19 protein-coding genes are annotated in these 21,450 nt (G+C 47.8%); 3 read left to right on the forward strand and 16 right to left on the reverse strand.

Annotated features, from left to right (window positions below; genetic code table 11):
- The 15 genes from A7981_RS03500 to A7981_RS03570 form a co-directional block, all read right to left on the reverse strand.
- Nucleotides 1-1,392, reverse strand: a complete 1,392-nt coding sequence (locus A7981_RS03500; protein ID WP_067264083.1) for an MATE family efflux transporter — start codon at nt 1,390-1,392, stop codon at nt 1-3.
- Entirely contained in the window at nt 1,393-2,751 is a 1,359-nt protein-coding gene (locus A7981_RS03505) for an efflux transporter outer membrane subunit (RefSeq protein ID WP_067264085.1), read from the reverse strand.
- The gene (locus A7981_RS03510; protein ID WP_067264088.1) at nt 2,744-5,851 is read right to left on the reverse strand and encodes an efflux RND transporter permease subunit; all 3,108 of its coding nucleotides are present in this window, start codon (nt 5,849-5,851) and stop codon (nt 2,744-2,746) included. The genes A7981_RS03505 and A7981_RS03510 overlap by 8 nt, the downstream gene beginning before the upstream one ends.
- Complete coding sequence (locus tag A7981_RS03515; protein ID WP_082889200.1) at nt 5,848-6,981, reverse strand: efflux RND transporter periplasmic adaptor subunit; 1,134 nt, start codon at nt 6,979-6,981, stop codon at nt 5,848-5,850. The genes A7981_RS03510 and A7981_RS03515 overlap by 4 nt, the downstream gene beginning before the upstream one ends.
- Nucleotides 6,982-7,124: 143 nt before the next feature.
- Nucleotides 7,125-7,631 carry a helix-turn-helix domain-containing protein gene (locus A7981_RS03520; RefSeq protein WP_067264092.1) on the reverse strand — a complete coding sequence of 169 codons (507 nt, stop codon included), beginning with the start codon at nt 7,629-7,631 and terminating at the stop codon, nt 7,125-7,127.
- Nucleotides 7,632-7,793: 162 nt separating this feature from the next.
- The gene (fdx, locus tag A7981_RS03525; RefSeq protein WP_067264094.1) at nt 7,794-8,129 is read right to left on the reverse strand and encodes an ISC system 2Fe-2S type ferredoxin; all 336 of its coding nucleotides are present in this window, start codon (nt 8,127-8,129) and stop codon (nt 7,794-7,796) included.
- A 15-nt stretch (nt 8,130-8,144) separates the two neighbouring features.
- Entirely contained in the window at nt 8,145-10,013 is a 1,869-nt protein-coding gene (gene hscA / locus A7981_RS03530; RefSeq protein WP_067264096.1) for a Fe-S protein assembly chaperone HscA, read from the reverse strand.
- A gap of 48 nt (nt 10,014-10,061) precedes the next feature.
- Nucleotides 10,062-10,586 carry a Fe-S protein assembly co-chaperone HscB gene (hscB, locus tag A7981_RS03535; protein ID WP_067264098.1) on the reverse strand — a complete coding sequence of 175 codons (525 nt, stop codon included), beginning with the start codon at nt 10,584-10,586 and terminating at the stop codon, nt 10,062-10,064.
- Between the two features lie 111 nt (nt 10,587-10,697).
- Complete coding sequence (gene iscA, locus A7981_RS03540) at nt 10,698-11,021, reverse strand: iron-sulfur cluster assembly protein IscA (protein ID WP_067264101.1); 324 nt, start codon at nt 11,019-11,021, stop codon at nt 10,698-10,700.
- 8 nt (nt 11,022-11,029) lie between these two features.
- A complete protein-coding gene (gene iscU / locus A7981_RS03545) occupies nt 11,030-11,428 on the reverse strand; it encodes a Fe-S cluster assembly scaffold IscU (RefSeq protein WP_067264103.1) in 399 nt (132 codons plus the stop codon).
- An 88-nt stretch (nt 11,429-11,516) separates the two neighbouring features.
- Nucleotides 11,517-12,731: an IscS subfamily cysteine desulfurase gene (locus A7981_RS03550; protein ID WP_067264106.1), complete on the reverse strand. Its 1,215-nt coding sequence runs from the start codon at nt 12,729-12,731 to the stop codon at nt 11,517-11,519.
- A 10-nt stretch (nt 12,732-12,741) separates the two neighbouring features.
- Nucleotides 12,742-13,908 (reverse strand): cysteine desulfurase family protein, encoded by a 1,167-nt coding sequence (locus tag A7981_RS03555; RefSeq protein WP_067264108.1) that lies wholly within the window; start codon nt 13,906-13,908, stop codon nt 12,742-12,744.
- Nucleotides 13,909-13,921: 13 nt separating this feature from the next.
- On the reverse strand, nt 13,922-14,404 hold the full coding sequence (gene iscR, locus A7981_RS03560; protein ID WP_067264110.1) for a Fe-S cluster assembly transcriptional regulator IscR: 483 nt from the start codon (nt 14,402-14,404) through the stop codon (nt 13,922-13,924).
- Between the two features lie 155 nt (nt 14,405-14,559).
- Nucleotides 14,560-15,309 (reverse strand): serine O-acetyltransferase, encoded by a 750-nt coding sequence (gene cysE, locus A7981_RS03565; RefSeq protein ID WP_067266468.1) that lies wholly within the window; start codon nt 15,307-15,309, stop codon nt 14,560-14,562.
- 57 nt (nt 15,310-15,366) lie between these two features.
- Entirely contained in the window at nt 15,367-16,116 is a 750-nt protein-coding gene (locus A7981_RS03570; protein WP_067264112.1) for an RNA methyltransferase, read from the reverse strand.
- 83 nt (nt 16,117-16,199) lie between these two features.
- Here A7981_RS03570 and A7981_RS03575 point away from each other — a divergent pair, with 83 nt between their 5' ends.
- Both A7981_RS03575 and mutS read left to right on the forward strand, forming a co-directional pair.
- Nucleotides 16,200-17,012 (forward strand): inositol monophosphatase family protein, encoded by an 813-nt coding sequence (locus A7981_RS03575; RefSeq protein ID WP_067264114.1) that lies wholly within the window; start codon nt 16,200-16,202, stop codon nt 17,010-17,012.
- Between the two features lie 28 nt (nt 17,013-17,040).
- Nucleotides 17,041-19,596, forward strand: a complete 2,556-nt coding sequence (gene mutS / locus A7981_RS03580; RefSeq protein WP_067264116.1) for a DNA mismatch repair protein MutS — start codon at nt 17,041-17,043, stop codon at nt 19,594-19,596.
- 34 nt (nt 19,597-19,630) lie between these two features.
- Here the strand turns inward: mutS and A7981_RS03585 are convergent, their stop codons facing one another.
- Nucleotides 19,631-20,419 (reverse strand): SDR family NAD(P)-dependent oxidoreductase, encoded by a 789-nt coding sequence (locus A7981_RS03585; protein ID WP_067264119.1) that lies wholly within the window; start codon nt 20,417-20,419, stop codon nt 19,631-19,633.
- Between the two features lie 115 nt (nt 20,420-20,534).
- On the opposite strand from A7981_RS03585, the gene A7981_RS03590 reads away from it, so the two are divergent.
- The gene (locus A7981_RS03590; RefSeq protein ID WP_067264121.1) at nt 20,535-21,422 is read left to right on the forward strand and encodes a LysR family transcriptional regulator; all 888 of its coding nucleotides are present in this window, start codon (nt 20,535-20,537) and stop codon (nt 21,420-21,422) included.
- Nucleotides 21,423-21,450 lie beyond the last annotated feature (28 nt).

Here is a 21,450-nt window from a genome sequence, read left to right on the forward strand (position 1 = left end):
TCACTTCGGGGAATACCTGCCCCATGGAGTGATCTTGAACCCATATAGGCTGACTATCGCGGCTATAAATATACCTGAAGCTACGATAGCAAAAGTCACATGCATTGAAGTACTGAATCTCAGCGCAAACCAGGTTGCCATGCTTGCAAAGCACAATCTGATCGCACCGGCGGATAAGGGCCAACCTATTTTGGCCGCGCCCTGACCTGCAAAATACAATTCAGTCGTGATTGCCATAAAAGCGTACATTGGGCCAATCAAGGCTAAGTATTGTCCACCGACCTCCAGAACTTCAGGATTAGCTGAGAAGAGGCTGATCCATCTTTCAGGAAAGATGGCGACAAAGAGACCGATCATCTCGACGAGCAAAGCAACGAATATTGCATTCAGTAATGCAGCATGTCTGGCACGCTTTACATAGCCAGCGCCAAGGTTGGTTCCGATAACAGTGATTGCTGCTGTACCGAAACCGAACATGATTGGAATAAGTAATAATTCAAGACGGGAAGCGATACCGAATCCCGCAATAGCAGCAACACCAAATACCCCTGCGGCGGCTGTCAGTAATGTCAAAGAGAGACTTGTCATGACTGCATTGATGGAAGATAAAAGCCCGATACCTAATATCTCTTTGAAATGTGCTTTATTTAGTGGATGTGGTCTTAGTTTGATTGTGGAATCTTTAGACCGCATGTAGCGAATAAGCAGAAATAAAGCAAGATAGCTACATAAGATCTGAGCTACTCCCGCACCTGCGATGCCAAGTTTGGGGACACCTAACCAACCTATGATCAACATCGGTGATATCAACAAACCTACGATCACACTTGTGAAAATGATGATGGCAGGTAGCTTTACGTTACCAGCACCGCGTAACACAGATTGAAGAAGGGCTACCATCCAGAAAGAGATAGCGCCACTAAACAAGATATCTGAATATATCAAAGCGAGATCAAGTGTTTCCCCGGAACCACCGAGAAATTGATAGACAGAAGGTCCAGCGATGACTGCGATGATTGAGAACAGGAGACCAAACCCAGCTCCGATCAGCGCTGCGTGCCATGCCAGACTTTCTGCTTTAACATAATTCTTTGCGCCTATAGCTCTCGCCACCGCTGATGACACTCCACCTCCCACTCCTCCATTAGAGACCATGGTCATGAACATCATCACTGGAACAACGAGTGATGCCGCCGCAATCGCATGTACGCCAAGCGAACTGACAAAGTAAGTCTCAGCGATGCTCAGCAAGGTCGTCATGAACAATACAAGCACCGTGGGCAAAGCCAGCTTGATCAGGGTCTTAAGCAGATTACCTGTCAGCAGAGGATTCAATGGTTCGGTTACCAACGTAGTCGCCGAACCATTGGTGGTTGAGGTGGAAGTGTCCATTTACAGACCGCTCGCCTTATTAAGTGCTGCTAAAGCAGTCACTTCATCCGCCGTTGCAGTTAGATAGGAGCTCTTTACCGCGTAGACCTTATTCTGCGCATCCAGAACGTCGATCAACGGCGTCATGCCTTTTTCATAACGTAATTGAGCTGCATTCAGCGCTCGCTGATTGCTATCTACGGCAGCTTTAAGCGCTATGGTGTGTTCCCGATTTTTCGCGTAATCAGAAAGCTTTGTCTCTACATCAGCAACTGCCGCAATGACTGTTTGCTTGTATGTATGGAACGCTTGGGTCTGACGCGAATCAGCAGCATTGATGTTGCCTTGTATACGGCCAAAGTTAAGTAAGGGCATCGCGATACCACCAGCTATTGACCAGATCTCTGTTGCGGGCAAGATAGTAGAATTCTGCCAGCCATATAAAGAACCAAGGCTTAGTTTAGGGTACATCTCGCTGATTGCGACCCCTGTCAAAGCAGTGTTAGCGGCAAGATTACGCTCTGCTACTGCGATATCAGGGCGACGGCTTAATATGGTCGCTGGTGCTTCAATCACTTGCGCATTAACGACTGCTGGTATTCCAGCTGGCTGTTTGAGCAAAGTTACGATCTCGTCATTCTCACTACCTGTCAGTACCGAGATGCGATAGATTGTCGCGGTGATCGCTTTCGCTATCACCGGAATATTGGCAACCGTGGTTCTGTATAGCGCTTCAGCTTGATCAGCTTCCATGCCACTTAATGCACCATGCTGATATTTAAGCAAAGTAAAGGCATTCAACTGACGCTGTGTCTCTGCGATATTCAAAGTCAGGTCGTAGCGTTGTTGCAGTTCTCTCAAGCGAGCATATTCAGTGACGACTTCTGCCACTAAAGTGATGCTGACTTCCTGATAACTAGCCTCACGACTTTTGATGGTTGCATCAGAAGCTTGTACCCGACGACGATTACCCCCGAACAGATCGATCTCCCAGCTTGCATCAAAACTTGCCTGATATAGGTTGATCGTATTGTTCTGCGTCATAAGGCCCGGGTTGCTTCTCGAAGCATTACCAGCTGTCGTGATCTGGGGGTAAAGGCTAGACTCAGCGCTCATCCTCAAACCACGGGCTTCAAATATCCTGGCTTGCGCGATCTTGCGATCATGGTTATCCGATAGCGCACGCTCTATGAGTGTGTTCAATGTTGGGTCTTTAAAATCCGCCCACCATTCAGCATTAACCTCTTTAGTCGAGGCGACGGTATCAACTGCAACCCGCTCTTTCCATTGAGCAGGTGTCACCGTTTCTGGTTTCACGTAATCTGGTCCGACCATGCAAGCAGTCAATAATAGTGGGATGAGAATCCAAAGTTTACGCATTGGTTTGCTCCTGTAATGATTCATGATGACCGTTATTTAAAGATGTATCCGTGTGGTTCACGGGTTTGATACGGAACCAGAGCGCATAGAGTGCTGGCAGAAAGAGTAGGGTCAGTAATGTACCGACACCAACACCACCAATCAGCACGAACGCTAATGAACCCCAGAAACTTGAATACGTCAGCGGGATAAAAGCCAACATCGCTGTCGCTGCTGTCAAGATCACAGGACGTGAGCGGCGGACTGTTGATTCAACGATCGCGTCATAATCAGATAGACCAGAAGCTCTGTCGATACGGATCTGGTCAACCAGAATCAGCGTATTGCGCATCAAGATACCTGATAGTGCGATTAGACCCAGAATGGCGTTGAAACCAAATGGAGAGTTGAAAATCAGCATGGTCGGTACCGCGCCTACCAGACCTAATGGCGCTGTCAGGAACACCATGAACATGGTCGAGAATGAACGAACCTGAAACATGATGAAAGCCAACTGCAGCAGAATCATGACTGGGAAAAGCACTGCCAGCGCATCATTGGCCTTGATCGAGTCTTCAATAGAACCACCCATATCGATCCTATAGCCTTCGGGCAATTTAGCAATGATAGGCTTCAACTGTTCCATGACTGCCATACTTGCGACTGGAGGCTGCAATCCTTCTGCTACATCTGCCTGAACCGAGATGTATTGCTCATGGTCGTAACGCTTGATCATGGCGTTTTCCATCCGTGTCTCGAAATGCGCTATTTGCGAGAGCGGCACTGACTTACCATCGATGGTGGTGAGTGTCAGGTTGGCCAGATCATCGATATTCAAGCGCTCAGCCTGAGGGTTACGTAGCATTACACCGACTGTGCGAATACCATCCCTCACTTGCGTTGCTGGGATACCATTCAACATAGCCCCTAACTGCACACCGACATCATTAGGTGTCAGGCCTATCAGGCGTAGACGATCCTGATCGAATACAAGGAATTGGATCGGTGTCTTCTCAGTCCAGTCAAGGAAAGTATCTTTTACTGTCGGACTCTTATCCATCACTTCTTTGACTTGGTCTGCGATGTCACGCAAGACGTTTTCATCAGGACCAATTACCCGGAATAAGACTGGGTAATTCGTTGGCGGGCCGAAGACGAATTGACGCACACGTACCCGAGCTTCAGGGAATGCGCCATCCTCAATCAGTTTATGCATCTTTTCCTTGAGGGCATTACGTTCCTTTGGCCCATCTGTCATGACGATGATCTGTGCATAGGCTGGGTTCGGCAACATCGGGTCTGATGTCAATACGAAACGAGGCATACCCTGACCGATATAACTGGTCACGATCTTCGCTTCCGATTGCGCCATCACCTTTTGTTCGATACGTTGAACAGCAGCTTCGGTAGTCGAGAATGCAGAACCTGGCGGCAGATTCACATCCAACAACATCTCTGGACGATCTGAGTCAGGGAAGAATTGCTGTTGTACGAACCCCATTCCAAATACTGAAAGGAAGAATAGGAATAATACGGTGATACCTACGGCCCATTTGTGGCGAATGACGCCACGGACGACATTACGGAAGCGTTCGTAAGTAGGGGTCTTGTAGATGGCGTCATGGCCGCCTTTGACTTTCTTGATCTCGGGTAAGAGCTTTACACCTATATAAGGCGTTAATGTGACAGCTACGACCCATGAAGTAATCAGTGAGAAAGCGACTACCCAGAAAATATTGCCTGCATATTCACCTGCACCTGATTTTGCGAATCCCACAGGTAGAAAACCCGCTATGGTGATTAGTGTTCCGAAAAGCATTGGTGCTGCCGTACTAGTCCAAGAGTAGGTAGCTGCTTTAACGCGATCCCAACCTTCTTCCATCTTCACAACCATCATTTCGATAGAGATGATGGCATCGTCTACTAATAGGCCTAAAGAAAGGATCAAAGCACCTAATGTAATCCTATCGAACTCTCGGTCAGTCAGTAACATAACAACCAGCACAGCTGCCAGTGTAAGCGGTACAGCAAGCGCTACAACGATACCGACTCGGAACCCAAGTGTGATCAGGCTGACGATCATCACCACTGCAAGCGCTGCTACGAACTTGATCATGAACTCATCAACGGCTTCTTCGATCACGGTTGATTGATAAGCAACCTTGGAAAGTTCTATGCCTAAAGGCAGGTTTGCCTGAACTGCATCCATTTCTTTACCGAGCGTCTCGCCCAATGTCAGGCCATTGAAGTTCTTGCTCATGACGATACCGAGCATTAGTGAAGGCTCGCCATCATGATGGATAGTGAATACTGCGGGATCTACATATCCCCGTTTGACATCTGCTATCTCACCGATACGAAGTATCTTGCCGTTAGCATTGATCGGGATGTTCTTTACAACTTCTACATCATCAAAAGCTCCATCTAAGCGTATGTATACACGCGGGCCTTTGGTGTCGACAAAGCCAGATTGCGTTACGTCATTTTGCAGCCTTAATGCTTGTAAGATATCCGCCGCTTTAACCCCCAATGTCGCTAGACGTTGATACGAGATATCGACATAGATGCGTTGCTCTTGCTCGCCAAGGATATTCACCTTCTCGATGCCGTCAACGCGTAACAATCGTTGTCTGATACTTTCAGCTTCCAGAACAAGTTTGCGTTCTGGCATGCCCTTGGCCTTAAGCGCATATAGCGAGAAATAAACATCTGAGTATTCATCATTAATGATCGGGCCAACCACACCGTTAGGCAGATTAACTGCTTCATCGCCCAGTTTCTTGCGGGCCTGATAGAACTGCTCGGCCAGATGTGGTCCAGTGTATTCTTGGAAAAATACTTTCATCACAAGTTTACCGGGGGTAGCCTGAGTCTCTACGCGGTCGTAATATTCCAGCTCTTGTAATCGCTTCTCGAATTTATCCCCGACCTGATCTACCATCTCCTTAGCGGTAGCTCCCGGCCATACGGCACCTACAGTCATGACTTTAACGACGAACTTAGGATCTTCAGCGCGACCAAGATGCAGGAACGCAAACGTACCTGAGACCATAATTGCGAGGATGAAAAACAGCGTGAGTGCGCGTTCACGTACTGCTAATGCCGAGAGGTTGAAATTCATTTCGCCTGCTCCCCTACAGTGGCATCAGCCAGACGGATTTTTTGCGCTGGTTTAAGAAGATGTGCTCCCAATGCAACGATCTTTTCGCCTGCTTTCAAGTCGCCTGTCACCCCCGCCATTTCTTCACCAATTTGCAGAAGGGTTACAGGACGTAGAGCGACAGTATTATCTGTTTCGTTGATTACCCAGACATTCGTTTCATGTCCTACGTTGTAAAGAGATCCAAGAGGTACCTGAAAACTCTCTTCCCCCTTGCTGCTCACTTTCTTGAATACCACAGTCACTGTAGCGCCCAGAGGTGCCTCTTTACCACTATCAAGCAAGGTATATCGTGCTTGATAAGTGCGAATGGTCTTATCAGCCATCGCTGAAAGCTCACGTAGTTTTACCGGAAATCTCACGTCAGGCAGCGTGTATAGGTAGGCATCCGTGGCATTTTTCGCTTTATTCAATGCTTGTTCAGGGAGATTGATTACCGCTTCGCGTGTGCCATCACGCGCGAGCCTGACGACTACCTGTCCGACTGTCACAACCTGACCTGCATCGGCAGGTACATCTGTCACGACACCATCAGCATCTGCTTTCAAAATAGCGTAATCGTATTCATTCGCTGCACGACGCGCATCTGCTTCTGCTGCTTGTAATCTTGCGGTTGCGGAATCTGCCAATGCCTGGGCACGCTCATATTCCTGTTGCGATGCAGCGTGTAGCTCCCATAACTCTTTGGTACGTTTTAGATCAGGGATAGCGCGATCACGTTCTGCTTTTGCCGCATCTACTGCCTGTTGGCTTGCATTGCTGGCTAAGCTTAGATCGATTGGATCAAGACGCATCAAAGGCTGGCCTTTAGAAACATGCTGGCCTTCGTCTACTAATTTCTCAATGATCTTCCCGCTGACACGGAACCCTAGATCACTTTCTACACGTGCATGGACAGTACCTGTGTAACTTGGTGCATTAGTGTATTCGCTACCTATCGTAAAACTCTTGATCACAGGAGGCAGGGGCGCCGGTTTTGGGTCTGCGCGCTTGCCTCCAAAAATAAATACGCTTGCAACTATCACTGCGCCGACGATCAAATAAGCCCGGAATGGTCGAAGGCGATTAGCGAAATTCTGACTAGCACTCATGGAAAGCTCCCTAAAAGTAATGTAACTTCCATAATGATAGTTACATTGTTTATGTAATGCAAATTATATTATTTGATTATTTTTAAAAAGATAAAAAAACCCGCATAAGTGCGGGTTGTAGAGGAAAGCGCTTAGCGCTGTTGTTAGGAGCGAATAGGTATATGGGGTAAACCTAGTGACGCGTAATGGTTGATCTTTCCTGAGGAGGAAGCTGGTCCTGCGCAGAAAAGAATCTCATCTGCATTTAACTCACGTCCCGTATGCTTATCAATTAGTACTGGAGTGATCTGATGTTTGGTTTTTGCATCGACAAGCAACGTATCAATGCCATGAGGGGAGTAATGTTTATTACCCCATGCCATTAATGTAGCCAAGATCGGAAAGAACTCCCGCCCTTTATCACTAAGGATGTATTCATCCCGTGGAGGGTGCTCGCTATAACGTTGTTTGGTGAGTAACCCGGCTTCTACAAGACCATTTAATCTTCTTGTCAGTGTATTCGGGGTAATCCCCAAGCTTTTGATGAAGCCATCAAAACGTTTGATGCCGTGCATCGCGTCACGAATGATCAGGATATTCCACCATTCACCTACATGCTCAAGACTCCTTGCTACGCTGCATGACATTTGGTCGAAGCTTTTGGTTTCCATTATTTACCCCAGTTACTCCTATGATGATAGTAATATGGGGTATATGGTTTATCAAATCAAGTTTTTATTGCCGTGGAATGAATCGTGATTTGAATCTAGAAGCAGGGCAAGCCATGCTAGATTTGTCCTATAGCTTTAGTTTTCCTGACGCAACTTTTGGCATCAGCCTTCTTTTGCCAAGTTGATCGAGTAGCGTGGAATCTCCACAACAACATCTTCATCGTTTACGATTGCCTGACAAGATAGTCTTGAAGTTGGTTTTAAACCCCATGCCTGATCGAGTAAATCTTCTTCGTTCTCTTCGATTGGGTTCAGCGATTTAAAGCCTTCATGAATAATCACATGGCAAGTCGTGCAAGCGCAAACACGATCACAGGCATGTTCGATCTCCACGTGATTTTTCAGTAGTATCTCGCAAATAGACCTGCCAGGCGTTGCTTCGATAGTAGCGCCTTCTGGGCATAGTTCTGGGTGAGGTAATACTTTGATTTTAGGCATATCGGTATTTTGGTATTAAATCTCTAGATTATTCAGGTCTTTTCCTGCGAATGCCTGCTTGATCGAGGCATCCATCCGTTTTGCAGCAAAGTCTTCAGTCGCATGGTTCAATGCTTCGACTGCTTTTACGATTTCATCGGCATTTTCGCCAGTGGCTGTTTCTTTTAGCGCCTCAACTTTTTGAACGATAGTGGCCTGCTCGCTTTTGCTCAATAGTGCGCTGCTGTCTTTTTCCAATGCTGACTCAATCGCTTCAATTAATCGCTTCGCATCGACTTGGGCTTCGCGCAATGCGCGTGCTTGTTTATCCGCTTCCGCGGCCGAGAAGCTACTGCGAAGCATGGTCATGATCTCATCCTCACCTAAACCATAAGACGGTTTGACGACGATATTCGATTCCACACCACTGCCTTGCTCACGTGCAGTAACAGAAAGCAGGCCATCGGCATCAACCTGAAAGGTGACGCGGATACGGGCAGCCCCTGCAGCCATGGGCGGAATGCCACGCAGCTCGAATCTTGCCAGTGAACGACAGTCGGTGACCAGTTCACGTTCACCTTGTAGGACATGAATGCTCATGGCGGTCTGACCATCTTTAAAGGTGGTGAAATCCTGTGCGCGGGCAACTGGTAATGTGGAATTTCGCGGTATGACTTTCTCTACCAAGCCACCCATGGTTTCCAGCCCAAGCGATAGTGGGATAACGTCAAGGAGGAGTAGATCTTCATCACTACGATTACCAACTAAGGCATTTGCTTGTATTGCGGCCCCCAGTGCCACCACTTTATCTGGATCAAGATTAGTTAATGGTGTTTGCTTAAAGTAGTCAGCTACGGCTTGTTGAATTTGTGGCATGCGCGTCGCGCCGCCTACCATGACGACACCATTGACATCTTCTATCGTCAACTCCGCATCGCGTAATGCTTTACGTGTTGGGGTAAGGGTTTTAGTAACCAGCGATTGAGATGCTTCAATGAATTCAGCGGCTGAGAGTGTCAGGTCAATCGCTTGGGTGTTGCTTAAGGTGGTCTCAATCCTGACACTGTTTGCGGATGTCAGCTTTTCTTTCGCTTCACGCGCTTTGGTTAACAGTAGTCGTGTATCTTCTGCGCTTAAAGTGTTGTTGGGTGACTGGTCTAACATCCAATTGAAGATGACTCGGTCAAAATCATCCCCACCTAATGCTGAATCGCCATTGGTGGCTAACACTTCAAATACGCCTTTTGACAGTCGCAATATTGAGATATCGAATGTGCCGCCACCCAAGTCATAGATCACGTACACGCCTTCTGAGGCGTTATCTAGCCCATAGGCAACAGCTGCTGCCGTTGGCTCATTGAGCAGGCGTAGCACATTGAGCCCGGCGACGCGTGCAGCATCTTTAGTGGCTTGGCGTTGTGCGTCATCAAAGTAGGCAGGCACTGTAATGACGGCACCCAGTAATTCGCCACCCAGTGATACTTCTGCGCGCACTTTAAGTGCTTTCAATATCTCGGCAGATATTTCTACAGGGTTTTTGATGCCAGCACGTGTTTCAATCTGAAGCATGCCCGGTGTATCAACAAAGCTGTAGGGTAGTTGGGAAGTATCAGTGACATCTTCAATTCCCCGTCCCATAAAGCGTTTGACAGATACGATGGTGTTTTGGGCATCAGAGGACTGTTGCGCTTGTGCCGCATAACCAACCTCTATATTACTTTCACTTGCATAGCGCACTACAGACGGCAGCAGTGAGCGCCCTTCGGCATCTGGCAACACAGTGCTGAGTCCACTACGTACCGTAGCAACCAATGAATTGGTCGTGCCCAAATCAATGCCCACTGCAAGCTTATGCTCATGTGGTGCGGCACTCATGCCTGGTTCAGCGATCTGTAATAGTGCCATCTAGTTATCCAGCTTCGTTTTTCTCAAGATCATTCAATTTTAATGATCTTAATTGTCTTCAAGTTTTTCTATTGATCGGGCGATATCTTCACGCACCTTATCAATAAAATTAAGTTTTCGTACGGCCTCGGCAGCGATCGCAAAGTTCTTATCTTCATCTAGTGCAACGCTAAGCGTTTGTTGAAGCAAAGAAGCTTCTTGCTTCATGTCACCTAATAAACTATCTAGCGCTGTAATGTCGCCTGCTGATCTGGCATCATCTATCGCTTCGCGCCATTCCATCTGCAACATAAGGAACTCTGTCGGCATGGACGTATTACTTTCTTCTTCAGTGTCGATGCCTTCTAATTGCAGTAGATAACGGCCGCGTGACGTTGGATTTTTTAGTGTCTGGTAAGCTTCATTCGCTGATGTCGCTAATTGCATCGACTGCAAACGCTCTGCTGGTGGAGCTGAGACAAAACGGTCAGGATGTACTTCACTTTGTATCTTGCGAAAATTCTTTTCCAGTAAGGCAGCATCTATTGCGAATTTTGCTGGAAGATTCAGCAGCTCAAAGTGATTTTTTTGCATAGCTTGCAGTTATATTCAGGTCAGAGTGTCGTACAGGATGAGGCGTAGCGATGAGCCTAAATGCGCTAAATAGACATCTGCTTAGCGACCAATGACCACTAAACGTGTTGTTTAGACAGTAAAGCTCTCACCGCAACCGCACTCATCTTTCACGTTCGGGTTATTGAACTTGAAACCTTCGTTCAAACCCTCTTTTGTGAAGTCCAGTTCGGTACCATCGATGTAGGCCAAGCTCTTGGGGTCAACGATCACTTTTACCCCAAAGCTATCGAATGCCATATCTTCAGGGTGCATCTCATCCACGAACTCTAGCGTATATGCCATGCCTGAACAGCCTGTGGTTTTAACGCCCAAGCGAAGGCCTATGCCTTTGCCACGGTTGGCTAGGAATTTCTCTACACGATGAGCAGCAGTTTGGGTCAGAGTGATCGCCACGTTCTACCTCATGCAACTTCGCTGGCAACAGTCTGCTTGGACTTTAAATCGGCTACAGCAGCACGAATCGCATCTTCTGCTAACACAGAGCAATGGATTTTCACTGGAGGCAATGCAAGTTCCTGCGCGATGTCAGAATTCTTGATCTCCATGACTTGATCAAGCGTCTTGCCCTTGATCCATTCAGTCACTAAAGAGCTAGACGCAATCGCAGAACCACAACCATAGGTTTTAAATTTTGCATCTTCGATAATGCCGTCATCATTCACCTTGATTTGCAACTTCATCACATCGCCGCAGGCTGGGGCACCGACCATGCCAGTACCTACCTGAGGGTCATTCTTGTCCAGCGCGCCCACGTTACGTGGGTTTTCATAGTGGTCTAATACTTTATCTGAATAAGCCATTTTTTATTCTCCTAAATCCTAATCGCATTCATCACGAATGCCTTGCAGTCTATATTGGCAAAATAGCCTGATAGACTAATGAACAGCGTTAATGGGCTGCCCATTCAACTTTGCTGATATCTACGCCATCCAAGTGCATTTCCCATAATGGAGAAAGCTCGCGTAGCTTACCGATCTTGCTCTTCATCAATTCGATGGTGTAATCGACATCTTCCTCGGTCGTAAAACGGCCAATAGAGAAGCGAATCGAACTATGCGCCAACTCATCTGAACGGCCAATCGCGCGTAATACGTATGAAGGTTCCAAACTAGCTGAAGTACAAGCTGAACCGCTTGATACGGCGATATCCTTGACCGCCATGATCAATGATTCACCTTCAACATAATTAAAGCTAATGTTGAGGTTATGCGGTACGCGATTTTTCAGGTCGCCATTCACATAGGTCTCATCGATCTCTTGTAAACCGGCGAGCAATCTATCACGCAAACGACGGATGCGGGCATTTTCCAGATCCATTTCTTCACGTGCGATACGGAATGCTTCACCCATACCCACGATTTGATGCGTCGCTAGTGTACCAGAGCGCAAGCCACGTTCGTGACCACCACCATGCATCTGTGCTTCCAAACGCACGCGTGGTTTGCGGCGTACATATAAAGCACCAACGCCTTTAGGGCCGTATGTTTTATGGGCTGAGAAGCTCATCAAATCGACCGGAAGCTTTTCCAAGTCGATATGTACTTTACCTGTTGCCTGTGCGGCATCTACATGGAAGATCACGCCATTCTCACGACAGATATTGCCGATAGTTTCTATATCCTGAATCACGCCGATCTCGTTGTTCACTAGCATCACGGATGCCAGCACTGTATCCGGGCGAATGGCTGCGCGGAACTTATCTAAGCTCAACAAGCCATCAGCCTCTGGCGCTAGGTAGGTCGCTTCAAAGCCTTGGCGTTCCAACTCACGGAATGCATCGATGACGGCTTTATGCTCTGTTTGCATGGTGATGATGTGTTTGCCCTTATCTTGGTAAAAATGGGCAGCACCTTTGATCGCCAAGTTGTTTGATTCAGTCGCACCAGATGTCCAGACGATTTCGCGCGGGTCTGCATGCACTAGTTTTGCGACTTCATCGCGCGCGTTTTCGACGGCTTTTTCCGCAGTCCAGCCGTAAGGGTGGCTACGTGAAGCAGCATTGCCGAAATCTTCGGTCAAGAAAGGGATCATCTTTGCCGCTACACGTTTATCAACCGGTGTAGTTGCAGAGTAATCCAAGTAAATTGGCATACGTGCTGTCATCTTAACTTCCTTAAACTGCAATCGCAGTTAATCTTCTTAATCGTGATAACTCGCCTTCAAGAACGAGTAAAAATGCTTCTATCTGTGCTGCGGTGTTCACGTTCGATAAACTGACCCGTATCGCACCGCGCGCTAAATCTTCATCAACCCCCATTGCCATCAATACGTGGCTGGGTTCTGTGCTATCGCTTGAGCATGCTGAGCCACTTGCCACAGCAAATCCTTTGCGATCCAGTGCCATGACCAATGTCTCACCCTCAATACCTTCAAAGGCAAAGAAGCTGGTGTTCGCCAAACGGTCAGCACCATGACCGAAAATCACGGCGCCTAGTTTTACCAGCCCTTTTTCTAGCTGGTCTCGCAGTTGTCTTACGCTACCGATGCGTTGAATCAGCTCGCGGCTGATTAACTCACATGCTGCGCCAAAACCGACAATCGCGGCGACATTCTCGCTACCACTGCGTAAACCTCTTTCTTGCCCACCGCCCAAAAGCAATGGCTGTATATCAACGCGCTTATCAAGAATTAAGGCGCCAGCACCTTGTGGGCCACTGATCTTGTGCGACGAAAGACTCATGGCATGTACATTTAATTCTGCAAAATCCACTTTCATCTTACCTAGTGCTTGTACTGCATCTGTGTGCACGAAAGCATGCTGTTTTCGTGCTATCTCTGCGATAGAGGCAAGGTCTTGAATCGCACCTGTTTCGTTATTTGCCAGCATGACTGAGATCAGCCCAATGCTTTTATCGTCATTACCTGAACTCAATAAATCCTGCAGTGCATCAATAGTAATCTTGCCTTGCGTATCAGCAGCAATCGATTCGATGACCACGCCATGCGCTTTCATCGATTGCGCCGCGCGGGTAATTGCAGGGTGTTCGATTGCGCTTACTGCTATCTTCTCAAACCCGTTTTTTGCCGTGATGCCACAAATCGCAAGATTATCTGCTTCAGTGCCACTACCCGTGAAAATTACTTGAGAAGGGTGGGCGCCTGTTGCATCTGCTACTTGTTCGCGAGCACGCTCAATAGCTTGTCTGGATGATCTGCCAAAAATATGGCGGCTTGTTGCATTGCCAGACTGAGCAGACAAATATGGCAACATGGTTTCAAGCACACGCTGATCGAGTGCTGTTGTACCATTGTTATCAAAGTATATTGCCTGCGTATCCATAAACCGTGGGCTCTTATGCAGTAAGTGCTACCGGCTGAATCTGTATGTCGCGGCTGTCTTTGCGTGAGGTTGGCAGCTTAATTTTGGTGCCTTCGATTTGAGAGGCAACCAAATCTGATAGTGATACGCCGGATAAATATTCCAGAATTCTTACATTCAAGCTAGACCATAGATCATGTGTCATGCATGCATGGCCGTCATGGCAGTTCTCGCGACCGCCACATTGCGTCGCATCAATTAACTCATCCACTGCGCTGATAATCTCAGATACAGAAATCTCGGTGTGCTTCTTTGCGATACGATAGCCGCCACCTGGGCCGCGAACGCTCTTTACCAATCCACCGCGACGTAAGCGGCTGAATAGTTGTTCAAGGTAAGAGAGGGAGATAGCTTGGCGGTCGCTAATGTCAGCTAGGGTTACAGGTTTACCTGCCTCGTTTAATGCGAGGTCAAGCATTGCAGTGACAGCAAACCGGCCTTTTGTAGTTAATCGCATTTATATGTTCCTAAAGTTATCTAGGGGTAAGTCTTGTGCAAATATATGATTTTTATATTTTTCTTGATTCGAGAAAATCACCATATTTTTACTAGATCTTGAGGCTCAAATTTTATAATACCCTAACACTTTAGTCAACTATTATGCGGGAAGGTTCAGTCTATATTCTTGAGCGAATTAACGTCGAACGCTTTGCCTACTTCTGCATCTGTTTCAACATCCGCACCAAGCTTCTCAAGCTGTTGCATGACTTCTTGCAATTGCTGGTCCTGCTTGGCTGCATGGTCGAGTAATGCATGAATAGCCTTGGTCATCGGGTCATTCATGTTGTCGCTCACTGCGTAAGCAGAAAAGCCTATCTTTTCAGCCATCTCTTCATGTCGTGGTGGCTTCTCTTGGTCCAGAATGCGGGCAGGAATACCGACTGCCGTCGCATTGGCGGGAACATCTTTTACCACTACAGCATTCGAGCCGATTTTGGCTTGACTACCTATGGTGATTGGGCCCAATACTTTTGCGCCAGCGCCGATGACAACACCCGCTTCTAATGTCGGATGGCGTTTGCCTTTATTCCATGACGTACCACCAAGCGTGACCCCATGGTAAAGCGTGCAATCATCACCGATAACTGCTGTTTCGCCGATGACGACACCCATGCCGTGGTCGATGAATACACGCCTGCCGATGGTCGCTCCCGGATGTATCTCAATGCCTGTCAGCCAGCGCGCAATATGCGAGCTGAATCTTGCTAACCAGTAAAAACGTTGTTTCCATATCCAGTGAGAAACACGGTGCATGAGCAGGGCATGTACGCCAGGGTAGGTCGTAATTATTTCCCAGCGTGTGCGTGCTGCCGGGTCACGTTCGAAGACGACCGAGATGTCTTCTTTAATCTGCTTGAACATAATCAAATCCATTCTATTGGGTGAATCGCGTTGTCGCGTCTTCAAATGCCATTTTTATTACTTATTTTCTGGTGGGCGTGGGTGCTGCGTTAGTGTAAGGATTCCACGTAAAATATTCACTTCTTCTTTTTCAAGCTTGGTGCGTGCATACATACGACGAATGCGCTGCATCAATCTTTTTGGTTCTGCCGGGTTAAGAAAGCCGATCTTCACCAAGGTTTCTTCAAGATGTCGATAAAGGCCTTCTGTGTCATCGCTTGTTGCTAATGGCATTGGTGCTGCAGCGATGGTAGATGCTGCATCTTGTAACGATGCCATTCTTAATTCATAGCAAACGACTTGTACTGCGGCGGCAAGGTTGAGCGAGCTGAAATCAGGGTTGGTCGGGATCATCGCTAGCAATTGGCATAGATCCAGCTCCGCGTTGGAAAGCCCACTCATCTCTGTGCCGAATACCAGCGCTACTTTTTGGTCTTGTGCGATATTCCATGCACGGTTTGCCGCTTCATGTATCTGCACCAGTTCGTGTGAAAGCTGCCTTTTACGTGCGCTTAAACCAATCACTAAAGTACAGCCTGTCAAAGCTTCTTCAAGTGAGTTGAATATCTGGGCGTTTTCCAATAAATCAACTGCGCCGCACGCGAGGGCGTTGGCTTCATCATGCGGAAATTTCTCAGGCGCTACCAAGCATAGCTGTGAGATGCCCATGGTTTTCATGGCACGTGCCGCTGAGCCAATATTCCCAGGGTGGCTGGGTTGGCATAGCACGATGCGGATATTATTAAGTGATTCTGATTTGGAAGTCATGGCATAAAGCTTTAAAATAGCATTTTAACAGTTCTTTAAAAGTGCTTCCTGTTTAATCGGACAGGAGCCGACACGGAAAATCTATGCATCCTATTCTCACCAATGCAGTAAAAGCCGCGCGCCGCGCCGGTAGCATTATCAACCGCGCATCGCAGGATGTGGGCGCGTTGAAGATTCAAACCAAGACTTATAACGACTTTGTGACTGAAGTCGATCAGGCTGCTGAACGTGCGATCATCGAAGTATTGCGCGATGCGTATCCTGACCATGGCTTTTTAGGTGAAGAGAGTGGGCATGACCGTACCGATGCAGAGAATGTCTGGATCATTGATCCTCTGGATGGTACGACCAACTTCCTGCATGGCTTCCCTCAATATTCTATCTCTATTGCATTGATGCAAAAGGGCGTGTTGACGCAAGCGGTTGTTTACGACCCTAATCGTAATGATCTGTTCACGGCAACCCGTGGCCGCGGTGCTTTCCTCAATGACAAACGTATTCGCGTGAGTAATCGTTCAAAACTGCAAGATTCGATGATCGGCACAGGTTTCCCATTTCGTGACTTCTCGCATCTTGATACTTACTTGGCGATGTTCAAGGATATGGTGAAGAAGTCCTCAGGTATCCGTCGCCCAGGTTCTGCGGCACTTGATCTTGCTTACGTGGCTGCTGGCTGGTTCGATGGTTTCTGGGAGATTGGTCTCTCAAAATGGGATATCGCGGCAGGAGCGCTTTTGATTCAAGAGGCTGGCGGTATCGTAGGTGATTTTGAGGGCAACGAAGAGTGGATCAACAGCGGTAATATCGTTGCGGGTAACCCCAAAGTATTTGCCCAGATGCTACAGACTTTGGCGCCGCATTTGACAGATACCCTTAAGACCAAGCCTGCTGTTTAAAATTATCAGACTGCATCTCTAAGCCCTCATGGATTCAGAAAACCTGCAGCAGCATACGCCCATGATGCGCCAGTATCTTGGACTTAAGGCACAGCATCCGGATATGTTGCTGTTCTATCGCATGGGGGATTTTTACGAACTCTTCCATGAAGACGCAGAGAAGGTCTCACGACTTTTAGGCATCACGCTGACAAAACGTGGCGCATCGAATGGTGAACCTATCAAAATGGCAGGTGTGCCATACCACGCTGTTGAGCAATATCTGGCTAAGCTCGCCAAGCTGGGTGAGGCAGTCGCTATTTGTGAACAGATAGGCGACCCTAAAACCAGCAAAGGACCGGTCGAGCGTCAGGTAACCCGTATCCTGACACCGGGAACGCTAACTGATAGTGCTTTGCTGGATGATAGACGCGATAACCTGCTTTTAGCGATATATCCCGGGGAGGGCTTGCTTGGATTGGCGCGTATCAATCTCGCTTCCGGACAGTTTGTACTCAGTGAGATCGCTCCCGGCTTGTTGATGCAGGAGCTTGAGCGTATCTCGCCTGCCGAGTTGCTCATTCCTGATGATTTTTCTCATGCAGCGCTTGATCTTATCAAGTGCTCAAAAAAACGCCTTGCGCCTTGGCAGTTCGATATCGACTCAGCGACGCAAAGTCTTACTAAGCAATTCAATACTTATGATCTTGATGGATATGGTTGCGCTGACCTTGCGCCTGCAATAAGCGCCGCTGGCGCCTTGCTCGATTACATCAAACATACCCAGCGCACTACGTTACCGCATATCAATGGCCTGACTGTAGAGCAGGCTAGCCACTACATTCAGTTAGACGCAGCAACACGCCGTAATCTTGAAATAGATCAGACCTTGCGTGGTGAACCATCGCCCACGCTATATTCATTGCTCGATAGCACGCAGACCGCGATGGGTGCACGTCTATTGCGACAATGGTTGCACCACCCATTACGTGACCATGCGCACATCACAGCACGTCACCATGTTGTCAGCACATTGCTTGAAAAATCTGCATATGCTGGTTTAAGGCAGGTCTTAAATCCAGTAGGCGATATTGAACGTATCACTGCTCGCATTGCATTAAAAACAGCACGGCCACGCGATCTTTCCGGCTTGCGCGAAAGTCTCAAGCAATTACCGCTGTTACATGCTGCGCTTGCGCAAACCACATCTCCGCTGCTTGCCTCCTTGTTGGCTGATTCACAGGTTCCTGAGGCAGTGATTGGTCTGTTACAAAGCGCGATTCAGCTGGAGCCATCCTCTGTACTGCGTGAGGGCGGGGTAATCGCTGATGGTTTTGATGCTGAACTGGATGAATTACGTGGCATACAGACCAATTGCGGTGATTTCCTGCTGAAATTCGAGGCTGAAGAAAAGGCGCGTACTGGCATCGCCAATCTAAAGGTCGAATATAACAGTGTGCATGGTTTTTATATCGAGATAAGCCGCGCGCAGGCTGAGAATGCGCCAGCTGAATATCGACGTCGCCAAACACTTAAAAACGCTGAGCGATTCATTACGCCTGAGCTAAAGACGTTTGAGGATAAGGTCCTGTCGGCAAATGATCGGGCGTTGGCGCGTGAGAAATATCTCTATGAAATTCTGCTGAATCAGCTGGCACCGCATATTCAGACATTGCAGGCTAATGCAATGGCGGTCGCCACGCTTGATGTGTTGGGCGCTTTTGCAGAGCGCGCTGAAGCACTCAATTACGTTGCGCCAGAGTTCGTCAGTGAAGCAGGTATTACGATCAAAGGCGGCCGTCACCCTGTTGTCGAGCAGATCGCCCAGCCGTTTATCCCTAACGATGTCATCTTGTCTCCTTATCGACAGTTGCTGCTGATCACCGGTCCGAATATGGGCGGTAAATCTACTTATATGCGTCAAACAGCCTTGATCGTATTGCTGGCGCATTGTGGCTGTTTCGTCCCTGCTACCGTCGCAAAGATCGGCAAGATAGACCGCATATTCACGCGCATTGGGGCATCAGATGACTTGGCTGGTGGACGTTCTACTTTTATGGTGGAAATGACGGAGACTGCCAATATTCTGCACAATGCAACCGAACATAGCCTTGTGCTGTTGGATGAGATTGGTCGCGGTACATCGACGTTTGATGGTCTTGCGCTGGCTTGGGCAGTAGCCAAGCAGTTATTGGAAAAGAACCGTAGCTATACCTTGTTTGCTACGCATTATTTCGAGTTGACGCGTATCGTCGAGGAATTCAAGCAAGCAGTGAACGTTCACCTCGATGCGGTTGAACATGGTAATGGCATCGTATTCCTGCACAGTGTGCAGGATGGCCCGGCTAGCCGGAGTTATGGCCTGCAAGTCGCGCAACTCGCAGGGGTGCCAAAATCAGTGGTGGCTGCTGCTAAACGTAAACTTACTCAATTAGAGCAACAAAATCTAACAGCTGGCCCACAGGGTGATATGTTCGTTGCCGCTGAAAGTACACCAGAGCCGACAGGTCACCCGGTAGTCAATGAACTTGAAACCATCGAGCCCGATGAGCTCACCCCTAAACAGGCGCTGGAAGCCCTCTATCGCTTGAAAGGGTTGCTCTAGGCTCAAAACTATTTTGGCTTGGCTTCGTTCTAGCTTAGGTAATGGTTCTAACTAAGCCACCTTCCGCACGAATCGTCGAACCATTGATGATAGATGCGCGATCACTGGTTACGAATGCCACGATGTCACCGATCTCTTTTGGGTCGATCAAACGTTGAATCAACGAGCTTGGGCGATTCTCGGCGATGAACTTCTTCTCAGCCTCTTTCAATGGCACATCAGGGAATATGCCTTGAATAAACTTCTCAACGCCTTCTGTTCTGGTCGGGCCGGGCAGTACGGAATTCACTGTCACTTGTGTGCCTTTGGTCAGTTCAGACAATGCACGCGAGATGCCTAATTGCATCGTCTTTGTCGCGCTGTAATGTGCCATCTCAGGCGCAGGCGTGATGCCAGATTCACTTGAGATGAAAATCACACGGCCAGTTCCTTTTTGAATCATTTTTTCAAGATAATGGCGGGTTAGGCGCACGCCACTCATGATGTTCACTTCAAACAGATTCTGCCAGGCTTCATCAGTTTCATCGAAAAAGCCAACGGCTTCATAGATACCCAAATTGTTCACCAGAATATCTACCTCATTGATCTGGCTAATCGTCTCTGTGCAACCTGCTGCTGTACCATTATCGGCTGCAAGTGGAATAAGATTGGCATCTGGATTCGTTCTTAATATGTCAGCAATCGCTGTTTGCACGTTGGACATGCTGCGACCATTGATGATCACTTTTGCGCCTTCAGCTGCTAAAGAGCGCGCGATTTCCAAGCCTATGCCGCCAGATGATGCAGTGACTAATGCCGTTTTATTCTCTAGACCAAATTTCATGATGTCGGGCTTTCTTTTAAGTTAAAAATAGGCGAATTAATAGCGACATTATGCAGATGTTATTTTTGCGTTTATAGTGGTAAATATACAAAATAATATTGAATATTAATCAATAATGAAAATCACCACGGATGAATTACAAGCCTTTGTCGCGATTGCGGATGTCGGTTCGATTACAAGGGCCGCCGATTATCTGGATCAAACCACATCCGGCGTGAGTCGAGCGCTCTCTCGGCTCGAAGAAAAACTCGGTGTCACCTTGCTGCATCGCACGACAAGGCGACTTAATTTAACGGAAGAGGGCAGGGTATTCCTTGTTCAGGCACGCGAGATTATTCAATCTATCGATAGCGCTGAAGAGTCGATGATGCTCCGCTGGCAACGACCTGCCGGCGTATTGCGCGTCAATACAGCGACACCATTTATGGTGCACTGCGTGATCCCTCATATGCGCGATTTTCGCGATTTATATCCTGATATCCAGCTTGAGCTGGATACCGATGATCTTGTAATTGATCTGCTTGAGCGTCGCACCGATATCGCGATACGCATAGGCCCGCTGGAAGATTCGACATTGCATGCACGCTCACTTGGTAAGAGTAAGTTGCGCTTGCTTGCCAGCCCCAATTATCTAGCAAGATATGGTATTCCTGCCACGATCGATGATTTTTCACGACACACACTGCTTGGGTTCACTGAACCTGCATCATTGAATAATTGGCCGTTGATTGGCGCATCAGGCAATCAGCATAAGATCGTGCCGAATATCGCGGCCTCTAGTGGGGAAAGTCTAAGAGAGCTTGCCTTATGCGATCTTGGCATCGTTTGCCTGTCTAACTTCATGACGCATCAGGATGTGGCTGGTGGCCGATTAGTCCCAATACTTGAGGCGCATACCGCCGAACATTTTCAGCCTGTGCATGCCGTTTATTACCAGAATACGCGGTTATCTGCGCGTATCAGCTGTTTTTTGAATTTTCTACAAAGCGTTATTCAGCTATAGATGACAGGAGTAAAAAAGCACCAGATAA

Origin of the sequence: Methylovorus sp. MM2 (genome assembly GCF_001648895.1) — a bacterium.
In the GTDB taxonomy this organism is placed as follows: Bacteria; Pseudomonadota; Gammaproteobacteria; order Burkholderiales; family Methylophilaceae; genus MM1.

Coding starts and splice junctions, on each gene's coding strand:
- A7981_RS03500 (WP_067264083.1), bottom strand. CDS start 1,392: ATGGACACTTCCACCTCAACCACCAATGGTTCGGCGACTACGTTGGTA.
- A7981_RS03505 (WP_067264085.1), bottom strand. CDS start 2,751: ATGCGTAAACTTTGGATTCTCATCCCACTATTATTGACTGCTTGCATG.
- A7981_RS03510 (WP_067264088.1), bottom strand. CDS start 5,851: ATGAATTTCAACCTCTCGGCATTAGCAGTACGTGAACGCGCACTCACG.
- A7981_RS03515 (WP_082889200.1), bottom strand. CDS start 6,981: ATGAGTGCTAGTCAGAATTTCGCTAATCGCCTTCGACCATTCCGGGCT.
- A7981_RS03520 (WP_067264092.1), bottom strand. CDS start 7,631: ATGGAAACCAAAAGCTTCGACCAAATGTCATGCAGCGTAGCAAGGAGT.
- fdx (WP_067264094.1), bottom strand. CDS start 8,129: ATGCCTAAAATCAAAGTATTACCTCACCCAGAACTATGCCCAGAAGGC.
- hscA (WP_067264096.1), bottom strand. CDS start 10,013: ATGGCACTATTACAGATCGCTGAACCAGGCATGAGTGCCGCACCACAT.
- hscB (WP_067264098.1), bottom strand. CDS start 10,586: ATGCAAAAAAATCACTTTGAGCTGCTGAATCTTCCAGCAAAATTCGCA.
- iscU (WP_067264103.1), bottom strand. CDS start 11,428: ATGGCTTATTCAGATAAAGTATTAGACCACTATGAAAACCCACGTAAC.
- A7981_RS03550 (WP_067264106.1), bottom strand. CDS start 12,731: ATGACAGCACGTATGCCAATTTACTTGGATTACTCTGCAACTACACCG.
- A7981_RS03555 (WP_067264108.1), bottom strand. CDS start 13,908: ATGGATACGCAGGCAATATACTTTGATAACAATGGTACAACAGCACTC.
- iscR (WP_067264110.1), bottom strand. CDS start 14,404: ATGCGATTAACTACAAAAGGCCGGTTTGCTGTCACTGCAATGCTTGAC.
- cysE (WP_067266468.1), bottom strand. CDS start 15,309: ATGTTCAAGCAGATTAAAGAAGACATCTCGGTCGTCTTCGAACGTGAC.
- A7981_RS03570 (WP_067264112.1), bottom strand. CDS start 16,116: ATGACTTCCAAATCAGAATCACTTAATAATATCCGCATCGTGCTATGC.
- A7981_RS03575 (WP_067264114.1), top strand. CDS start 16,200: ATGCATCCTATTCTCACCAATGCAGTAAAAGCCGCGCGCCGCGCCGGT.
- mutS (WP_067264116.1), top strand. CDS start 17,041: ATGGATTCAGAAAACCTGCAGCAGCATACGCCCATGATGCGCCAGTAT.
- A7981_RS03585 (WP_067264119.1), bottom strand. CDS start 20,419: ATGAAATTTGGTCTAGAGAATAAAACGGCATTAGTCACTGCATCATCT.
- A7981_RS03590 (WP_067264121.1), top strand. CDS start 20,535: ATGAAAATCACCACGGATGAATTACAAGCCTTTGTCGCGATTGCGGAT.